16 protein-coding genes are annotated in these 19,007 nt (G+C 64.9%); 9 read left to right on the top strand and 7 right to left on the bottom strand.

The features are described 5' to 3' along the window. Window positions 1-29 precede the first annotated feature (29 nt). Both AC1RT8_RS04715 and AC1RT8_RS04710 read right to left on the bottom strand, forming a co-directional pair. The gene (locus AC1RT8_RS04715; protein ID WP_493074420.1) at window positions 30-161 is read right to left on the bottom strand and encodes a hypothetical protein; all 132 of its coding nucleotides are present in this window, start codon (window positions 159-161) and stop codon (window positions 30-32) included. Window positions 162-291: 130 nt separating this feature from the next. Continuing rightward, window positions 292-744: a hypothetical protein gene (locus tag AC1RT8_RS04710; RefSeq protein ID WP_493074419.1), complete on the bottom strand. Its 453-nt coding sequence runs from the start codon at window positions 742-744 to the stop codon at window positions 292-294. A 218-nt stretch (window positions 745-962) separates the two neighbouring features. On the opposite strand from AC1RT8_RS04710, the gene AC1RT8_RS04705 reads away from it, so the two are divergent. The 4 genes from AC1RT8_RS04705 (at window position 963) to AC1RT8_RS04690 (ending at window position 5,091) form a co-directional block, all read left to right on the top strand. Then, window positions 963-1,979, top strand: coding sequence for a hypothetical protein (locus AC1RT8_RS04705; RefSeq protein ID WP_493074418.1), 1,017 nt, complete (start codon window positions 963-965; stop codon window positions 1,977-1,979). Between the two features lie 271 nt (window positions 1,980-2,250). After that, complete coding sequence (locus AC1RT8_RS04700; RefSeq protein ID WP_493074417.1) at window positions 2,251-3,306, top strand: phosphotriesterase family protein; 1,056 nt, start codon at window positions 2,251-2,253, stop codon at window positions 3,304-3,306. A 141-nt stretch (window positions 3,307-3,447) separates the two neighbouring features. Further along, window positions 3,448-4,224 carry a DUF4304 domain-containing protein gene (locus AC1RT8_RS04695; RefSeq protein WP_493074416.1) on the top strand — a complete coding sequence of 259 codons (777 nt, stop codon included), beginning with the start codon at window positions 3,448-3,450 and terminating at the stop codon, window positions 4,222-4,224. Between the two features lie 69 nt (window positions 4,225-4,293). Further along, window positions 4,294-5,091, top strand: a complete 798-nt coding sequence (locus tag AC1RT8_RS04690) for a hypothetical protein (RefSeq protein ID WP_493074415.1) — start codon at window positions 4,294-4,296, stop codon at window positions 5,089-5,091. A 71-nt stretch (window positions 5,092-5,162) separates the two neighbouring features. On the opposite strand, the gene AC1RT8_RS04685 is transcribed toward AC1RT8_RS04690, so the two are convergent. Then, window positions 5,163-7,478, bottom strand: coding sequence for an ATP-dependent helicase (locus AC1RT8_RS04685; protein ID WP_493074414.1), 2,316 nt, complete (start codon window positions 7,476-7,478; stop codon window positions 5,163-5,165). Window positions 7,479-7,732: 254 nt separating this feature from the next. Here AC1RT8_RS04685 and AC1RT8_RS04680 point away from each other — a divergent pair, with 254 nt between their 5' ends. Together AC1RT8_RS04680 and AC1RT8_RS04675 are read left to right on the top strand one after the other, a co-directional pair. Beyond that, window positions 7,733-9,385, top strand: coding sequence for an inorganic phosphate transporter (locus AC1RT8_RS04680; RefSeq protein WP_493074413.1), 1,653 nt, complete (start codon window positions 7,733-7,735; stop codon window positions 9,383-9,385). A 267-nt stretch (window positions 9,386-9,652) separates the two neighbouring features. Next, window positions 9,653-10,915: an MFS transporter gene (locus AC1RT8_RS04675; RefSeq protein WP_493074412.1), complete on the top strand. Its 1,263-nt coding sequence runs from the start codon at window positions 9,653-9,655 to the stop codon at window positions 10,913-10,915. Between the two features lie 485 nt (window positions 10,916-11,400). Here AC1RT8_RS04675 and rsmD read toward each other — a convergent pair whose 3' ends face one another. Next, window positions 11,401-11,940, bottom strand: a complete 540-nt coding sequence (gene rsmD / locus AC1RT8_RS04670) for a 16S rRNA (guanine(966)-N(2))-methyltransferase RsmD (protein WP_493074411.1) — start codon at window positions 11,938-11,940, stop codon at window positions 11,401-11,403. 3 nt (window positions 11,941-11,943) lie between these two features. Further along, window positions 11,944-13,281: a pseudouridine synthase gene (locus AC1RT8_RS04665; protein ID WP_493074410.1), complete on the bottom strand. Its 1,338-nt coding sequence runs from the start codon at window positions 13,279-13,281 to the stop codon at window positions 11,944-11,946. A gap of 144 nt (window positions 13,282-13,425) precedes the next feature. On the opposite strand from AC1RT8_RS04665, the gene AC1RT8_RS04660 reads away from it, so the two are divergent. Then, the gene (locus AC1RT8_RS04660; RefSeq protein ID WP_493074409.1) at window positions 13,426-13,857 is read left to right on the top strand and encodes a response regulator; all 432 of its coding nucleotides are present in this window, start codon (window positions 13,426-13,428) and stop codon (window positions 13,855-13,857) included. A gap of 185 nt (window positions 13,858-14,042) precedes the next feature. Here the strand turns inward: AC1RT8_RS04660 and AC1RT8_RS04655 are convergent, their stop codons facing one another. Continuing rightward, window positions 14,043-15,182: an aromatic ring-hydroxylating oxygenase subunit alpha gene (locus AC1RT8_RS04655; protein ID WP_493074408.1), complete on the bottom strand. Its 1,140-nt coding sequence runs from the start codon at window positions 15,180-15,182 to the stop codon at window positions 14,043-14,045. Window positions 15,183-15,644: 462 nt separating this feature from the next. On the opposite strand from AC1RT8_RS04655, the gene AC1RT8_RS04650 reads away from it, so the two are divergent. Both AC1RT8_RS04650 and AC1RT8_RS04645 read left to right on the top strand, forming a co-directional pair. Then, a complete protein-coding gene (locus tag AC1RT8_RS04650; protein ID WP_493074680.1) occupies window positions 15,645-16,973 on the top strand; it encodes an AmpG family muropeptide MFS transporter in 1,329 nt (442 codons plus the stop codon). Further along, window positions 16,970-17,719 carry a tetratricopeptide repeat protein gene (locus AC1RT8_RS04645; protein ID WP_493074407.1) on the top strand — a complete coding sequence of 250 codons (750 nt, stop codon included), beginning with the start codon at window positions 16,970-16,972 and terminating at the stop codon, window positions 17,717-17,719. Before AC1RT8_RS04650 ends, AC1RT8_RS04645 begins: the two co-directional genes overlap by 4 nt. Window positions 17,720-17,742: 23 nt before the next feature. Here AC1RT8_RS04645 and AC1RT8_RS04640 read toward each other — a convergent pair whose 3' ends face one another. Next, window positions 17,743-18,945, bottom strand: a complete 1,203-nt coding sequence (locus AC1RT8_RS04640) for a M23 family metallopeptidase (protein WP_493074406.1) — start codon at window positions 18,943-18,945, stop codon at window positions 17,743-17,745. Between the last annotated feature and the right edge of the window lie 62 nt (window positions 18,946-19,007).

Raw genomic sequence — 19,007 nt, 5'->3', positions numbered from 1 at the left:
AGGATTTTTGTGCGCGAGGCCGGCTATCGTCACTGGTTGACGAACCTGTCGCCGAAGAGGACGGCGATCTCGCCATAGCCGAACTTCTGATGGAACACGGGCATCCCCGCCGACAGGTCGTCGTGCCCCTTGTTGCCGATACGGCGCGAGCAATAAATCACTCTGACCCCTTTTCCACGGGGGAATTGCACATGTCAGCTAGGCTCCCCACCGCGCCCAAAATGTTCAGAAGCAAAGTAAACGGACGCCCGTGTTCCCGGCCCCATCGGCGATCGCGGGCGAACCCCAGGCTCAGGCCAGTTCGCTCGGTTCCCAGCGCATCGCGGTGATGCCCGGCGACGTCGAGTTGTAATCGACATAATGCCAGGCCGGCGTCGAGGAATAGAGCTTCACGCTGTAGTCCGATCCGGTCTGATCGGTGAAGGTCAGCTCCAGCGAGCCAGATCCGAAGCCGGAAGGCCCCTGGCCATAGACCCAGACACCAAAAGCGAAGCGCTCATACGTCAGCGGCGGCTGATTGGTGACATAGGCGCTGGTGACGGAGGCGCCGTGCGGCCCGATCACGCAGCCCGACAGATCGGTGCTGCCATTGATCGCGAGCCACCCGGCCTCGGGCAGCAACGGCGTCGTGCCGACCGCCGCGCCGCCATTGTCGTTGCCGCAGGTGGTGGAGGTGAAATCCGCCCCCGTGACGCTGGGCTGATCGGTCGGGGCCGTGTCGCTCATCGGTTGTGCATCGCTCATAAGCACCTCCATCGGGCTCGCGGGAGCGCCGGGGCGGCGAGGTCCGGGGAGCCGGCGGCAAGAGGCCATGGTCGGGTCGGTCGGGTAAGCCCGGATCGTGGTTAAACAGCGGAAGCTTGTTCTATCTCCGCCGCCAGCGGATCATTTTGGGGCTAAGCGAACTGGCACCGCAATTCACTCGGCCAAGTGGAAGCAATCGGCGGGGGAGGAGAATTGCGATGACGAAGCAATGGGACGGGATCGTCACCCGGGCCACCCTGAGCGAGCAGGGCATGGTCCCGCGCTCCGCCCCGGCGACTTCGCCGGACATCGCTCTCGCCGGCAGGGCCCCATTTCCGGATCCCGGCTTCCTCACCGATCCTGGCAATTACGGCACCGTCTATGACGACGGCCTCTATATCGGCAGGCCGAACTATCTTTATGTGCGGGGAAAGAACTGCACGCCGGATGCGCTGTCGGGCATGTGGAACCTGTTCTGGGCGCCGCCGAACATCCTGCTCTATCCCTATCTGTGGGAGCAAAATCAGCTCGGCACCTCGGATGGCAACATGCTCCCGGGCTTCAAGATCGACCCGGGGGCGGTCGGCGCCACGACCGATCCCTTCTTCTGGGTGCCGCACGATATCGAGGACCATTACTGCCTGATCGCGATCGCCGCGACGCCCGGGCATGGCAATCCGCTCCAGGGCATCGGCGATATCACGAGACTCGCCGAGGCGCTGTCGCGCAACGCGAACATCGCCCAGCGCAATGTCCATACGATCCGCGGAAAAATCCCCCAGGTCGTTTTTCAACCACGGTACGATCAGGGCTCCGAGGAAGACCTGGTCGACCTCTCGGTGAAATTCGAGAACATCCCCAAGGGCAGCAGCTATACCATTTCCTCGGGAACGCCGCTGAACGGTCAGGTGCTCAGCCATGGCGACGCCAACACGATCGACAACAATTTCACCTATGCGTGGATTGATCTCAACATCCCGGCGAATTGGAGCACGCTCTTTACCTGCGCGGTTACGTTCGGGGGCGATTGGGCGGGTATTCCCGCGGGCCAGAAACCGAAGGTCACGATCCGCGCCGATCTCCTCCAGGGAGCCTCGCGGCGGCTCTACGACATCGCATTCGACGTGGCTCCGGATCGGCGCACCGGTCAGCCTCGCCTGGATCGCTATGGTATGAGGGTACGGGCGGTGACGGCTGGCTCGTTCGGTATCACCTGCCCTGACGTTGGGCCGTGACGCCACGCCCGGCCGATGGCGGCTTTCCGGTGGCTAAAAGGGCAACATCACCGGGATTCCCGGATCAGGTGTCGCGAGCAGCATGAACTGGTGGCCCGCAGGCCATGGGCACGCGACCGTCGTCGAAAAAAATGCGGGTAAAGGTCCGCGCCGCGCGGCGGGCCGCCGGAAAGAGGCATTGGGCGGTTTCGAGCAGGTCCGGGGGTTGCGCTCACGCGACAGGCGCAGATAAAATCGCTTCGCCACTCAATCATCTCGACGGGAAGCACCGATGCGCAGGCGCGATTTTCTGAACGCCGCCGGGGGCATCGCCGCGCTCGGTATCTTTCCGGCAAGAAGCGCGCTGGCCGAGCCGCAAGGCGCCGTGCCGACGAACGGGATCATGACCGTGCGCGGCTGGATCGATGCTGCCACGCTCGGCACGACTCTGATGCATGAACACGCGTTGGCGAACTTCCAGGGTTATGAATCCTGGAGCCGCGCACCCATCCCCTATGATCTGGATACGGTCACCGGCATCGTCCTGCCCCGAATGCGCCGCCTTGCCGATCAGGGAGTTCGGACCTTCGTGGACGCGACGGCCGCGTATCTCGGGCGAGACCCAGTCCTGTTGCGGCACTTGTCGGAGAAAAGCGGCCTGAACATCCTGACGGTCACGGGCAATTATGCGGCCTTCGACAACCGGTTCCTGCCGCCCTGGGTCCATGATCTCACGCCCGTGGAGCTTGCCGGGCGGTGGATCGACGAATGGCAGCATGGCATCGGCGGAACCGGGATCAGGCCTGGCTTCATCAAGCTCGGCTTCAACGAAGGCAAGCTCAGCGCCGTCGAGCAGAAGCTGATCCGCGCGGCGGCGATGGCGCACCGGAAGACCGGGCTCACCATCGGCGCGCACACGGGGCCCGCCGTTTCCGCGTTCGAACAGCTCGCGATTCTGGAGCAGGAAGGCGTGCATCCGTCAGCATGGATCTGGATCCACGCCCAGAACGAAAAGGACCGGGGCCGCCATGTCGAGGCGGCGCGGCGCGGCGCCTGGGTCGAGTTCGACGGGATCGATCGCGATTCCCTGCCGCTCCATGTCGAGCTGGTCGGCGCGATGAAACAGGCGGGGTTGCTGGACCATGTGCTGATTTCACAGGATGCCGGCTGGTACGACGTCGCCAAGCCGGATGGAGGAACCCCGCGAAGCTATGAAATCCTCATCGCGGATTTTGTCCCGGCATTGAAAGCGAAGGGCTTCACGGCCGCCGATATACACCTGTTGCTGGTCACCAATCCGGCCGCCGCATTGACGGTGCGGCTGCGCCTGGGCGGGGCCGGGGGTTAAGGGGTAATTGCACGTCATCGTCACCCGGATCGTGGTCAAACAGTGGGAGCTTGTTCTATCTCTTCGTCACGCCCGCTGTGGCGCGGGTCTCGGGGTCAAGTAAACCGGCACTGCACTTGGCACCATAAGTAGGATGAGCTGATGGCGGGACACGGACAGTTGATGGACCTTCTCGCTGCGACTGCTCGCAGAAAGCTGGCGGCGGCGCAGGCGCGGCGTGGCTCCGCGGTGTCAGACGAGAAACCCAAGGACGCCATCCTCGAGGCGATCTCGATCATCGGAAACGATGTGATCCCGGAAGGTTTCCGGTTCCTGAAGAGCGGCCCGAAGTTCAAGAAGGAAAGCGGCGACCTTACTTTCGAAATCATTTTCCAGTCCGATCGCCACAATATCGCGGGCGTTCGCGCTGCCGTCTGGATCCACGCCGCGGTGTACTCGCGGCGATTAAAGGCCTGGCGTGAGGAGCAAACGCAACCTGTCCTTCATCGCAAGGGCGCCTTCGCCGGCCATGTCGTGGGGGCGCAAATCGGCAACCTGACGCCGCGTCTCGATTGGAGGGAGTGGGATTTCGCGGACAAGGCCAGCCGCACGAGGATTGCGCAGGATGCCGCTAACGCAATCCGGGAGATCATCTTCCCCTTCTTCGCAGCGTTCGAGCGGGCCGAAACGGTCTTGCCCCTGGTGAACCATATGGTCATTGGGCAGCCGTCGCTCGTGGAATATCTTCTCGTCGTCGCGGGGCCTGACGCGGCGAGCGAGGCGGGCGCTTCGTACCTGGCTGCCCATCCCCTTATCAAGCGTCGATTCGAGAGGGCGTTTCTAGAATTGTCGCAGAAAAATGTAGTGAGTCCTCAGGGCGATCTTGCCCGCGATCTTGCAGCTCTGTCAGTTGCGACCGACTTGCGATTTTCTGAATAACGGAGCGCTAATTAGTAAACTGTCACCGTAATTCCCACCGTAATTCCGAATTTTTTTGAGGAAATGTCGATGAAACAGGCGGCGGCGGAATGCATTTATTGTAGTTTGCGACGTAAAATGTCCAAGGAGCATTTGATTGCCGACTGGGTCAGTCGTTTGGTTCCGCATGGCGATGCGTACGAGGCAGCTTCAGCTTCTCTTGAGGATGCGTTTAGCGAACACGGACCTGCCGCCCTTCCCATAACAGAATTTCAAGGATCGCTTGGCCAGCGAAAGATTAGAACGGTATGTGAAGTCTGTAACAATGGTTGGATGAGTGCACTTCAAGGAGTAGCCAAGCCACTGTTAACGCCTCTGATCCAAGGTGATTGGTCTCACCTTGATGCCAATATTTTTCGCGATATTGCTGCTTGGTCTACGATGACTACTATTAATATTGATGCAGCGACTCCCGATGGAAAACCTGGGATAACGCCGGAAGAACGCCATAGTTTCTTCGCGACCCGTAAGCCACCAGATAACTGGAAAATTTGGATCGGACGGGCTACTGGAGGAGATACCATCGGCGAGTATCATCGGACATTCAGTCTAATGCCGGCGTCATCCAATGTTAACCCGAGCGGGGATTATAACGCGCAAATTATGACTATTAAGCTGAATAAGCTTATATTGCATTGTCTTAGTTGCCCTCCAGGTACCCTGGATGTAGACGAATTGCAATATGCCAAAATATTCGGCGTTATTCCTATTTTTCCGGAATGGCCCGGGGCGGAACAAATTTGGCGCGACGCGCCAATACTTAATCATGAGCAGGTCGATTTATTGGCGAATGATCTTGCGTTCAGGATTAAAAGTGGGAACTTCTGACAATTGGCTTTATCTTCATCCAAGAGGTTGTGTGGTGAGGTATTAATCGGTGGTCTTAGAGCGTGGCTCCTTCACCCCAGCGTCACAAAACTATCCATCACCCGCTTCCGACCAGCGCTCTCGAAATCGATCTCAAGCTTGTTTCCCTCGATCTCCGCGATCGATCCGTACCCAAACTTCTGGTGAAACACCCGCATCCCCACGGACAGATCATCGCGCCCCTTGTTCCCGATACTCACCGCGCTCGCCCGCGCCTCAACCACCCGCGACGGCTCCCGCGTGAAGGTCCGGCTGGTGAACCCACCCCCATTGGGCGCCACCCCCGCCGCGCGCTGCCACCCCGGTCCACGCCCCGTCCCCCGCGCCACGTCCGCGAAGGGATCGGCGCGTTCGGACCAGTTGGCGCGCCACAGGCTTTCGCCGCCGCTCATCGAATTTTCCTGCTCGATATGCGCATCGGGTAGTTCGTTCACGAAGCGGCTCGGGATGCTCGACGTCCATTGGCCGTAAATGCGGCGATTGGCAGCGTGGAGGATGATCGCGCGGCGCCGGGCGCGGGTGATCGCGACATAGGCGAGGCGGCGTTCCTCCTCCAGTGAGGCGATGCCGCCCTCGTCGAGCGAGCGCTGCGAGGGGAACAGGCCTTCCTCCCAGCCGACCAGGAACACGGTGTCGTATTCCAGGCCCTTGGCGGCGTGGATCGTCATGATCGTCACCCGCGCTTCGCCCGCCTGCGCCTCGTTATCCATCACCAGGCTGACATGCTCGAGGAAGGCGCCGAGATTCTCATACTCCTCCATCGCGCGGACGAGTTCGGTGAGGTTCTCCAGCCGGCCCGCGGCCTCGGCCGATTTCTCGGCCTGCCACATGCCGGTATAGCCGCTCTCGTCGAGGATCTGGCGGGCAAGCTCGGGATGCGGAATGTCGCCCGCCATGCCGCGCCAGCGCGCCATGTCGCCGACCAGATTGCCGAGCGCGCGGCGCGCGGCGCCGGTCAGCTCGTCGGTGTCGAGGATGCGCGCGGCGGCGACGGTCAACGGCACGCCCTCGGCACGGGCGAGCTGGTGGACCTTCTGCACCGCCTTGTCGCCAAGGCCGCGCTTCGGCGTGTTGACGATGCGTTCGAAGGCAAGGTCGTCCGCCGGCTGCGCGACGACGCGCAGATAGGCGATGGCGTCACGGATCTCGAGCCGTTCGTAGAAGCGCTGCCCGCCGAGGATCTTGTGCGGCAGGCCGATGGTGATGAAGCGTTCCTCGAACTCGCGCGTCTGGTGCTGCGCGCGGACCAGGATGGCGATATCGTCGAGGCTCTTGCCCGCCCGCTGGCAGCTCTCGATCTCTTCGCCGACGCGGCGCGCTTCCTCCGGGCCGTCCCACACGCCGAGCACCTTGACCTTCTCGCCCTCGCGCGCATCGGTCCACAGCGACTTGCCGAGCCGCCCGCTGTTATTGGCGATCACGCCCGAGGCCGCGGCGAGGATGTGCGGGGTGGATCGGTAATTCTGCTCGAGCCGGATCACCTTTGCGCCGGGGAAGTCCTTCTCGAACTTCAGGATATTCTCCACCTGCGCGCCGCGCCACGAATAGATCGACTGGTCGTCGTCGCCGACGCAGCACAGATTCTTGCTCTCCTGCGCGAGCAGGCGCAGCCAGAGATACTGGACGCTGTTGGTGTCCTGATATTCGTCGACCATGATATATTTGAAGCGGCGCTGGTAATCGGCGAGCACGCTGCGGTCGCGCTTCAGGATGGTCAGCATGTGCAGCAGCAGGTCGCCGAAATCGCAGGCATTGAGCGCCTTCAGCCGGGCCTGATATTGCGCATACATCTCGCGCCCGCGGCCATTGGCGTAGAGCTCGCTCTCGCCGGCATCCACATCGGAAGGCGTGAGGCCCTTGTTCTTCCACTGATCGATGAAGCCGGCGAGCTGGCGCGCGGGCCAGCGCTTCTCGTCGAGATCGGCGGCGAGGATGAGCTGCTTCAGCACGCGCAGCTGATCGTCGGTGTCGAGGATGGTGAAATTGCTCTGCAGCCCGACCAGCTCGGCATGGCGGCGCAGCATCTTCGCGGCGATCGCATGGAAGGTGCCGAGCCACGGCATGCCCTCCACCACATCGCCGACCAGCCGGCCGACCCGCTCGCGCATCTCGCGCGCGGCCTTGTTGGTGAAGGTGACCGACAGGATCTCGGACGGCCAGGCTTTCTTGGTGAACAGTAGATGCGCAAGGCGCGCGGTAAGCGCGGCCGTCTTGCCCGTGCCGGCGCCGGCAAGGACGAGCACCGGGCCCTCGGTGGTGAGCACGGCCTCACGCTGCGGGGCGTTGAGGCCGGCCAGATAGGGCGGGTCGCCAGAAGGATTTGGGGGGGAAGGCGCGGGAAGACTCATCGGTGAACAGGTAGGGAACGCGGCGGTTTGGGGCAAGCGTGCTTAGCTCCCTCTCCCAGCGGGAGAGGGGAAGGAGGAGCGCGGCGACGGGAGGGTGAGGGCGACTGGATAGTGAGGCTCGAACTCACCCTCACCCTTCCGCCGCCTCCGGCGGCTCCCTCCCTCTCCCGCTGGGAGAGGGATTCCGAGATAGGGTCAGGGCGCCCCGCCCCATTGTCATCAACCTGTCACATAAGCGCGCAAAGCGGTTCACCATGGCAACGATCGTTTCAGCGCTCCCCGAGTCGGTCGAGCGCCCGTCCAGCGGGCCCCGGCTCGACCACGCGATGCACCCTGCCGGGCGCTGGCTGTTCCTCGCGGTGCTGCTCGGCGGCCTTGCCTATGCCGGGTTCAGCATCTTCACCGATACCGCGCAGGTCGGCGAGCAGATGGCGACGGGCGTGTTCCTGTTCCTCGGCCTCGCGCTGCTGATCGCGCTCGGCTTCGAGTTCGTGAACGGCTTTCACGACACCGCCAATGCCGTCGCGACGGTGATCTACACCAACTCCATGCCCGCCCATGTCGCAGTGGTATGGTCGGGTTTCTTCAATTTCCTCGGCGTGATGTTCTCCAGCGGGGCGGTGGCCTATTCGATCATCACGCTGTTGCCGGTCGATCTCATCCTGCATGTCGGCAGCAATGCCGGCTTCGCGATGATCTTCGCGCTGCTGCTCGCGGCGGTGATCTGGAACCTCGCGACCTGGTATGTCGGGCTGCCCAATTCCTCCAGCCACGCGCTGATCGGGTCGATCCTGGGCGTCGGGTTCGCCAACCAGCTGCTGTCGGCGAGCAAGGGCGGCACCTCGGGCGTCGACTGGAGCCAGGCGTACAAGATCCTGACCGGCCTGTGGATGGCGCCGCTGATCGGCTTCTTCGCGGCGATGGCGCTGCTGTTCGTGATGCGGATGGTGCTGCGCAATCCCAAGCTGTACCGCGAGCCGGAGGCCAATGCGCCGCCACCCCGGGGCATCCGCGCGCTGCTGATCGCGACCTGCACCGCCGTCTCCTTCGCGCATGGCGGCAATGACGGGCAGAAGGGCATGGGCCTGATCATGCTCATCCTGATCGGCTGCGCGCCGACGGCCTATGCGCTCAACCGCACCATGCCCGAAAGCGCGACGCCGGCGTTCGTGGCCAGCGCGACCAGCGCGGCCTCGGCATTCAGCGCCCATTCCGCGGGCGCCGCCAGCAACGATGTCGGCGTGGCGCGCGATACCCTGACCCGGGCGCTCCAGACCAAGCAGGCGGCGAGCCCGCAGGTCTATGCCGCGGTCGACACGCTGTCGCGCGACGTGAGCCAGCGGATCAGCGGCTTCGGGTCGCTCGACAAGGTGCCCGCCGCGGCGACGCCGAACCTGCGCAACGACATGTATCTGGTGCTCGACACCACGCGCCTGGTGACCAAGGATCCGGCCGCGGCGAAGACTTTCTCCGAACCCGAGCTGAAGACGATCGGCGGCTATCAGACTCATCTGGAGCAGGGCACGCGCTATATCCCGCTCTGGGTGAAGATCACCGTTGCGCTGGCGCTCGGGCTGGGCACGATGGTCGGCTGGAAGCGGATCGTCGTCACGGTCGGCGAGCGGATCGGCAAGACTCACCTGACCTATGGCATGGGCGCCTCGGCCGAGCTGGTCGCGGCGGGCACGATCTTCGCGGCCGAGCATTACGGCCTGCCGGTATCGACCACGCATATCCTGACGAGCGGCGTGGCCGGTTCCTCGGTGGCGAACGGCGCGGGCCTGCGCGCGCGGACCATCGGCAGCATGGCGCTTGCCTGGGTGATGACCCTGCCGGCGGCGATGCTGCTGGCGGGCGGGCTGTACTGGCTGATGCTGACCCTGCTGGATGCCTTCGCGACGCGGTAATTTCCCTCTCCCAGCGGGAGAGAGTGTCGGGTCGGTCATGCCCCCGGCATGACCTGAACAGCGCGGGGCGCTGTTCACCCGACACTGGAGGAGCGAAGCGACGGAAAGGGTGAGGGCGACCCTCTTACGCACCACTCACCCTCACCCTCCCATTCGGCTTCGCCGAACGGGCCCCTCCCTCTCCCGCTGGGAGAGGTGTGAAGGGAAGGGAGGGGTAGAAGGGAATAGTTTCTTGACCAACGTGCACCCCCGCGCGAACCAGCGGGGATGACCTCGCTCCCCATGACCGCACACAAGCGCGTGCTGCTCGCCAGCCTGATCGGCACCTCGGTCGAGTTCTACGATTTCTACATCTACGCGACCGCCGCGGCTTTGGTGTTCGGGCCGTTGTTCTTCCCGGCCGAGGACCAGGGCGCGCAATTGCTGCTGTCCTATGCCAGCTTCGGCCTCGCCTTCATCGCCCGCCCGGTCGGCGCCGCGATCTTCGGCCATTTCGGCGACCGGATCGGGCGCAAGTCGACGCTGGTCGCCTCGCTGATGCTGATGGGCGGATCGACCGTCGCGATCGCGTTCCTGCCGACCTATGCCCAGATCGGCTGGGTCGCGCCGCTGATTCTGTGCATCCTGCGCTTCGGCCAGGGGCTGGGGCTGGGCGGCGAATGGGGCGGGGCCTCGCTGCTCGCGGTGGAGAATGCGCCGCCGGGCTGGCGCAACCGCTACGGCATGTTCCCGCCGCTCGGCGCGCCGGTGGGGTTCATCGCGGCGAACGGCTTCTTCCTGATCCTCGGCGCCACCCTCACCGATACGCAGTTTCGCGAATGGGGCTGGCGGCTGCCCTTCCTGGCCAGCGCGGTGCTGGTCGCGCTCGGGCTATGGGTGCGATTGAAGCTGACCGAGACGCCGGCCTTTCTGGAGGCGGCGAAGGAAGAAAAGCTGCCCAGGGTGCCGATCGTCACCCTGTTCCGCGATCATCTCCGCCCGACCCTTGCGGGTATCTTCGGTGTGGTGGCGTGCTTCGCGCTCTTCTACCTCGCGACGGCGTTTGCGCTCGGCTACGGCACGACGACGCTGGGCCATAACCGCCAGGCGTTCCTCGCGGTCGAGCTGGCGGCGATCCTGTTCCTGGCCCTGGGGGTGATCGTCGCGAGCGTGCTCGCCGACCGGCACAGCGCGATGGCGATGCTGCGCTGGGGCTTTGCCGGCGCCGCGGTGGCGGGGCTGTTGATGGGGCCGATGCTCGGCGCCGCATCGCTCTTCATCGTGTTCCTGTGGCTTGCCTTCGCGTTGTTCGTGATGGGCTTTGCCTATGGCCCGCTCGGCGGCTGGCTGCCCGAACTCTTCCCGGCCGAGGTACGCTATACTGGCGTGTCGATGACCTTCAATGTCGGCGGCATCCTGGGCGGCGCGATGGCGCCGATCGCCGCGTCCTGGCTGGCGGGGAAGGGCGGGCTGGGGCTGGTCGGCGTCTATCTGATGGTGGCGGGGCTGCTCAGCTTCGGCGGGCTGGCACTGCTGCACAAGCCGCGCTGACGACACCAACTCTGCCTGACGCTTCGTCGAGCTGGTTGATCCCCCACTCCGTTCGCCCTGAGCTTGTCGAAGGGCTGTTCTTTCTTCTGCGGAAGCGAAGAGCAGGGCTTCGACGACCCCGGATCAAGTCCGGGGCCGAACGGGGGAAGGGCCTGATTCAAGCCAACTCAACATCGCGCTAGACCCGTGGACGCGCTCGTTACGAGGGGCCTCAAGTAAAGCCGGAAGAAATTCCGATACCCCTCGCACAATTCGGCAAGTCGTTTGTCCGAAGCGCTGTTGAAGGGAGTCGAATACTCGTCACTATGCCATGCGGAGTCGCCTCGAACAGCGAAAGGCCTCGTCGTGAGGCCGCGCGCCGGCGCCAAATAGCGCTCGATTTTCGCCCCCTCCTAAGTGGGTCGCATAATTCCGTCTTTATTTGCGGGTACGCCTGCCGCGCCCCGCACGAATACGGACGGCGCTCCGCAGAGGATGGCGGAATATTAGGCGGTGCGCCGGAGCAGGGTGATCCTCATCTTGCCATGGGTACGTTCGGCGTCCGCCGTGAAGCCTTCGACCTCGACCGTCTCGGTCTTGGCCGTCTCGATGCTGATCCAGGTCGCATCGCTCACCCAGCCGAGCCGGTTGAGCCGGTCGAGCGCGACCATGCCGGCGCCGGTGCCGTAGGGCGGGTCCATCAGGATCACGTCGAGCGGCTGGGTGGCGGGCGGCAGCGCCAGCACCGATTGGGCGCGGACATCGGCTTTCGTGCCGAGCTTGGCGATGTTCGCCTTGAGCGCGTCGATCGCGGCGCGATCCTGCTCGACGAAGATGCACGAGCCCGCGCCCCGCGACAGCGCCTCGAGCCCGAGCGCGCCGGAGCCGGCGAAGAGATCGGCGACGGCCAGCCCCTCGAAGCTGCCGAGGCGGCTGGTGAGCATCGAGAACAGGGCCTCGCGGGTGCGATCGGCGGTGGGGCGGGTGGCGTCACCCTTGGGGGCGACGATGGCGCGGCCGCGCCATTGGCCGGATATGATACGCATGACTTATTTCCGGGTGCGGGGTTTGGGCTTGGGTTTGGCCCAGCCGGCCTTGGGGCGCGGCTTGCCGGCGGGCTTGGCCGGGCGTGCGTCGCCTTCTTCGCGCGGAGGGCGCGGCGGCTTGGCGCGGACGTTGCGGCCGAGTTCCGGATTGAACACGCGCGCCGGACGGGTTTCGCCGGAGGGCGGGGCCTTGCCGCCGCCCTTCGCCCTGGCGTCGTAGAAGCGCTTGGGCTTCACGCCGGCGGGCGACGCGGCCGGGCGGGCGGCGCGTTCCTCGGCCGGGCGGCTGTCGCGCGGGGACCAGGTCGAGGGCTTGTCGCCATCGCGCGGGGCGCGGCGGGCCGGGCGGACGTCGAACGCGGCGCGGTCCGCCTTGGCCGCGTCCTCGCGCGTGATGCGTGCCGCCGGGCGGACGGCACGCTTCGGCGCCTCCTGTGCCAGCCGCGCGTCGCGGGCGGCGGCGGGCCGCTCTTCGTGGCGCGGACGCGGGGCCCGCTGGGGCGTGATGCCGCGCGGTTGCTTCAACCGGTCGCCGGGAACCGGGGAAGGCGCCGGCGCGTGGCGCTTCAACTCCGGGGGCGTGGATTCGGGCGTGATGTTCTTCGTCGGGTTCTTGCGGAAGGCGATCACATCGACCTGGCGCACCTCGCCGACTTCGCCCACCGGCAGGTCGCCGAGCACGAACGGGCCGTAGCGGGTGCGGATCAGGCGGGAGACGCGCAAGCCCAGATATTCGAGCACGCGGCGGACTTCGCGGTTCTTGCCCTCGGTCAGGATCATCTCGATCCAGACATTCGCGCCGGTGCGGCGTTCGAGATTGGCGTTGATCGATCCATAGCGCACGCCCTCGATCTCGACGCCGTGGATCAGCTCCTCGAGCTGGGCCTGGGTGACCGCACCATAGGCACGGGCGCGATAGGCGCGCTCGACGCCGGTCGCGGGCAGCTCGAGCTGGCGCTTCAGCTCGCCGTCGGTGGTGAGGAGCAGCAGCCCCTCGGTGTTGAGATCGAGCCGGCCGACGGGGACGAGGCGCGGCAGGTCCTTGGGCAGCCTGTCATAGATGGTCGGCCGGCCGGCGGGATCGCGCTCGGTGACGAGCAGGCCGCTCGGCTTGTGATAGAGGAACAGGCGCGCGGGCGCTGCGGCCTGCACCGGATTGCCGTCGACCGTCACGCCGTGGAGCGAGGTGAGGATCGTCGCTGGCGTATCGATGACGGTGCCGTTGAGCGCGACACGCCCCTCGGCGATCATGCGTTCGATTTCGCGGCGCGAGGCGATACCGGCGCGGGCGAGCAGCTTGGCGATGCGCTGCTGCTCCTTGGATTCTCTGAAAATGGACACGGACGCGCTGATACCGCTTTTCTTCGCGACGACATGAAAAAAATGTTGCGCCCGATCCCGAAGCCGCGCGTTAAGGGACGGGTGCGTAACAAGGTCGGGGGAAGTTGCTTCCAGCGGCCCAGTAAAAAAGGCGGGTACCGGACGATGTTGTTCGGCAGGAAGAAACGGCGCATTTCGAGGTTGTTGATCGTCGAGGACGAGCCCCTTGTCGCGTTCGACACCGAGCATTTCCTGCGCGAGGCGGAATTCGAGATCGTCGCGACGGTCGACCGCGTCGCCACGGCGGTGGAAGTGATTCGCACAGAGGAGGATCTCGACCTGGTGCTGGTCGACATCAGCCTGGCCGATGGCAGCGGGCTCGATGTGGCGCACGCGGCGCATGGCGTCGGCATTCCGGTGCTGTTCGTCACCGGTGCCTGCCCGGAAGGCGCGCGCGACGTGGCGGCGGGATGCCTGTCGAAACCCTATGCGCAACGCGATCTGCTGGCGGCGATCGCCGCGATCGAGGCGGTGATCGAGGGCAAGAAGCCCAAAAAGCTGCCGAACGGGTTCAGCCTGTTCGAAAAGGCGGCTTGATTCAAATCTCCCTCTCGCCGCGATACGGGAGCATCATGAGGGATAAAGGAATAGGGTTGCTGGCGATCGGGTTAAACCGTCATGCCGGACTTGTTCCGGCATCCACGGCGATGCACATCCATCGGCACCTTGGTTTGCGGCATGGTGGACCCCGGAACAAGTCCGGGGTGACGATTCGACCGACTCTAGAGGCGGGCTTCGACCTGATCGTGGAAGGCGCGGATGCCGGTTTCAAGCGTGCCGAGTGTGACGCGGTCAATCGCGCCCGAGGCGAGACCTTCCTGTCCCAGGGCAGCCGCGCGGAAATCCTCCGCAGCGAAAACACCGGCATCGAGCAGGTTCCAGCTCTTCTCCCAATGCGCCAACGCCTTTTCGGTCGTCGGCGCCTCGGGGATCAGCATGAAGTCCTCGACCAGCACCCGGCCCTCGGACTGCGGCATCAACACCATCAGGTTCATGTAATCCGGGCTGACGATCAGCACGGTGCCCGGGAACATCTGATAAGTGTAGGTGATCGCCGATCGCAGCGTCGGCCAGTCCTCGGCCGAACAGGCGGCAAGCGCGGCCTCGCGCCCGACGGCGGAACGCTGGTGCGGGCCGATATGGTCGCCGGTGGAGACGCCGTCCTTGAAGAAGGGGCCGATCGTCTCCGCGTGGAGCCGCTGGACATGATAGCTCTCGAGGAAGGCGTCCATGATCAGCTTCCAGTTGGCCGCAACATCGTGCGTGCGCCTACGGAAGAGATGCTGGCCGGCGAGATCGAACGCATCGAAATCATGGCCGAGCGCTTCGGCCTCGGCGAAGTCGGCATGCTCGTCGAAGGCGAACCAGATCAGGCCGCCCGCCTCGCAGGTGGGCAGACGCTTCAGCCCGAAACCGCTCTTGTCGAGGCCGGGGAAGCTGTCCGGCCGGGGCAAGCCGGCGAGTGCGCCGTCGAGCGTATAGCTCCAGGCATGATAGGGGCAGATCAGCCGTGGCGCGCAGACGGGCTCGCTGCCTTCGACCAGCCGCGTGCCGCGATGCTGGCAGACATTGAGGAAGACCTGCGCCTTGCCCTGCTTGTCGCGGGCGACGAGCAGGGGCTTGCCGAAGCCGTCATGTGGCACGGCCATGTTGTTCTGCGGCAGCAGGGCGGAGGGGGCGATGACCAGCGGCACCTTGGCGAAGATGCGTGCCTGTTCAGCGGCATGGCGCTCAGGCGCGGTATAGGCGCGGGCATCGACATGGGTGATGCCGAGCGTCGGCCGGGTGCCGCCGGCGGCAAGCTGCGCGGCAAGCGCAAGCTGGCCCTCGGTCGGCACGGTAATCTTCGCGGGCGCGTTCATCTCGCTTCCTCTCCCGATTTTTGACGCTAGTGTCTGCGCGATCACCAGGGGGAGCAAGTCCGAATGAGCGATGTGACCGAACGGACCTGGTCCTATGCCGCGCGCATGGCGATGGCCCTGTCGTTACTCGCCTTGCTGCTGCCTTGGCTCGCTTCTGCTGACGGGCTGATGGCGGCTGAAACCGGGTTGCAGATTCTGACCCGGAACTGGGATGTCACGGTCGCGGATGCTCCGCGGCCGTCGATCCCGTTGATCCTCTCCGTCGCCCTCATTGCCGGTTGCCTCGTATATAGCTTCGTCGGAAGCCGAATCCGCAGCGCGGCTATATCGCTGGTCGGCCTGGCCATTGCGGTGATCATCATCGTGCTGGCGATGGTATTCGGTTTCGCCAAGACCAACGCACCGGCGATTGGTTTCTGGGCCAGCATCACGATGCTGGCGGTGGCGATCCTGTGCAGCCATCTGATCGCCGCGGACCGCTGGCGTGAAGAATTACCCGAGGGCATCCGGCCCTATGTCGAGCGCGAGCCACTCGCCGCCTTCTTTCTCGGCATTTCATCGGGATTCCCCTACGCGATGATCGGCGCGACGCTGACCAGCAGGCTGGCGCAGGACGGGATCGACAAGGCCACCATCACTGCGTTCACGATGGGTTTCCTCGTCTATAACCTGAAGCCATTCTGGGCCTGGATAGTCGACGGTGTGCATATTCCACTGCTCGGACGACTGGGGCAGCGCGTATCGTGGCTGATCCTGTCGGGCGTGCTGGTGATCGTCGCCGTCGCGAACCTGGCGTTCGTCGATCCGGCTTCGAACATCGGTGCGACGATCGCCGCCGCCATCTTTGTCGGCTTTGCCGGGGCGACCTACGACATCGTGATCGACGCCTATCGGATCGAGACGCTGAAGCCATATCAGCTGGGTGTCGGATCCGGCATGACGCAATATGGCTGGCGCATGGGCTCGGTCGCGGCCGGCGCGCTGGCGCTGGTGCTGGCGGCCCGGATCGGCTGGACCGGCGCTTATCTTGTCTGCGCGATGTTCGCTCTCCCTGCGATGATCACCGGGCTCGTGCTCGGCGAACCGGAGCGCCGGCGCGAGCCAACTGCACGACGCGGAATAGGAGAGATGTTTGCGTCGATCGTCGGGCCGTTCCTGGAGTTTTTCCGCCGGAACGGCGCCATCATCGTCCTGATCTTCATCCTGATCCACAAGATCGGCGACACGCTCGGCCAGATCGTGCTGCGTCTGCTGCTCAACGATCTGGGCTTCAGCAATGACGAGATCGCCTTTTACGATGTGGGCATCGGGTTCTTCGCCTATCTGATCGGCATCTTCATCGGCGGCGCGATGTACGCGCGCCTCGGGATGAAGCGTTCGGTGCTGATTTCATTGATCCTCATGGCTGTGTCGAACGCGAGCTTCGCGCTCCTCGCAGGTGCGGGCCATAGCAACTGGGGCCTGGCCGGTGCGATCGGGTTCGAGAATATCGCCAGCGGCATTGGCGGCGTTACCGTGATTGCCTATTTTGCAGCGCTCTGCGACCTCCGCTTCACCGCCGCGCAATATGCTCTTATTTCCGCCGGTGCGAGTGTTGTCGGACGGTTGCTGACGGCGACCACTGCCGGGGCGTTGGTAGAGCGATTCGGCTATGTTAATTTCTATTGGCTCACCACGATCGTGGCCCTGCCGGGTGTGCTGTTGTTCTGGTGGATGATCCGAACCGGGCTGGTGGACAGTTCCATCGGTGACGCCGGAACGGCGGAGGCATCGGAGCCGCCGGCAGCATGATCATCTATCTCGCGATCCTGGCGATCCAGGTGATGCTGGTGATCGACGTTATCCGCAACGGGCGCAACCAGCTGTGGATCATGGCGCTGATGTTCCTGCCGGGGCCCAGCACGATCGCCTATCTGGTAATCGAGGTCTATCCGCGGCTGCAGGGCAATCGCCACGTCCGTACCGCGCGGGCCAAGGCGGTGGCGGCACTCGATCCCGAGCGCGAGGTGCGCGCGGCGCGCGATGCGCTCGACCTCGCCGATACGGCGGCCAACCGCATCCGGCTGGCTGACGCGCTGGCGGCGCTGGGTCGGTACGACGAGGCGCTGCCGCTGCTGCGCGAGGCGATCGAGCGTGGGCCGGCCGATATGCGGACGGGCGAAAAGCTTGCGCGGGCATTGTTCGAGACGGACGATGCGGCCGGGGCGTTGACGGTGCTCGACGCCAACGATCCGGCAAGCGCGCAGAGCGACCGCGACCGGCAGGGATTGCTCCGCGCGCGCATCCTGGAAGCGCTCGGGCGCAAGGAGGAGGCGCTGGCGCTCTATGCCGATCTCGTCACGCGCCTGCCGGGCGAGGAGGGGCGATGCCGCTACGCCGCGCTGCTGCTCGACCAGGGCTGGGAGAAGAAGGCGCGGACGGTGCTGGAGGAAGTCGAGGCACGGATGAAGCGGCTCGACCGGCAGCAGCGCGCGGCCGAGGCCGACATGTATCGCTGGGCGATGGACCGGCTGGGCGAACTCCGCGCGGCGCGGTGACGATGGCGTCGTCGTCTGGACCGTTACGGCTGACCGAAACGGACGACATCGCCGTCCAGCGGCATCTCGTTGCGGCGATCGGTTGGCGCCGCGCCGCCCAGCGAAACCGGAACGGCAGTGTCGAAGGTCTCTTCGATCCGGGTTTTGCCGAGGAGCGAGAAAGCGTCGATCGTGAAGGGCAGGCCCTCGGATTCCTCGAAGGTCGGCCTGTCGCTCAGATGGAGATGCAGGTGAGGCGCACCGGTGGCCCCACTCTGCCCAAGGCGCCCGATGACCGACCCGCGCGTGACGCGATCGCCGATCTTCACGGTGACGCTCCCTTTTCGGAAATGCGCATAGTGGGCGAACACGCCTGGTGCGATCTCAAGCACGACGAAATTGCCGTAAAGGGTGCGGGCTGTCAGGTCTTCGGGCACTGGCTGAGGGGCGAGCGGCGTGCCGTCCGGAGCATCGTTTCGCATGTCCCGTACCACGCCATCGGCAACTGCGAGCACCTCGCTGTCGAAGCCGACCCAGTCGGCATCAGTCGTCCCGGCGGGAGATGCATGGCTTCCCCGCATCGAATGCCCGCCCTGATCGAGCCCGAACCAGTCGATCGCGAACCGCTGGGGGATGGTGAGCGCTCCATCGACCGCGACGAGGCTCCCCCAATGATGGGAATGCCGATTGCCCGGCCCTTCCATCGCCAGCCAGGAGCCGCCGCGCAACGGCGGCCCAAGCGGGACCGGCGGCCGGTCGCTGACCGGACCGGTCACATTCTCCGCGCGTTGCAGGTCGCCGCTCGCGGTCCGGAAATCGAGCTGATGACGGATCCGCTTCGGCATGGCACCGCCGGGCAGGGTCAGCCACAGAAACAGGGTCTGGCGATGCCCCGGCTCGATCGCGACGCCCTTGGCGGCCCCCTTTTCCTGGGGATGGGCGAGCAGGGCGTTCACGCTTTCCCCGTCGGCGCTCAGCAAGGGCTGCAAAGAGTCGTCGGCGAAAACCGAGATTCCCGTCAGTATGAGCGGCCCGTCGCCGGAATTGAAATTGGTGATGTGGAGTTCATAGGCGAGATGGCGTCGTCCATCGCTGCCGGGGATGGGGCGTGGCTCCCATGGGATACGGGCTTCGATCTGGGCCTGGTGGATCGTCGTGGCGGCAATGGTCGGCGTAGAGGGCGTATCGCCATGGGCGGGTGCCATCCAGGGCAGGCTCGCGGCCAGCACCATGACTCGGAATCTCATTGGCGGCCTTTCTTCCGGGATGGTCGAAGACTTGGGCCGGATGGTGTCGTCGCAGTCAACCC

The sequence above is a fragment of the Sphingomonas sp. GW821-FHT10F11 genome (assembly GCF_058809095.1).
The sequence above is the reverse complement of the archived record's forward strand: the minus strand, read 5'-3'. Positions and strand labels throughout refer to the sequence as shown.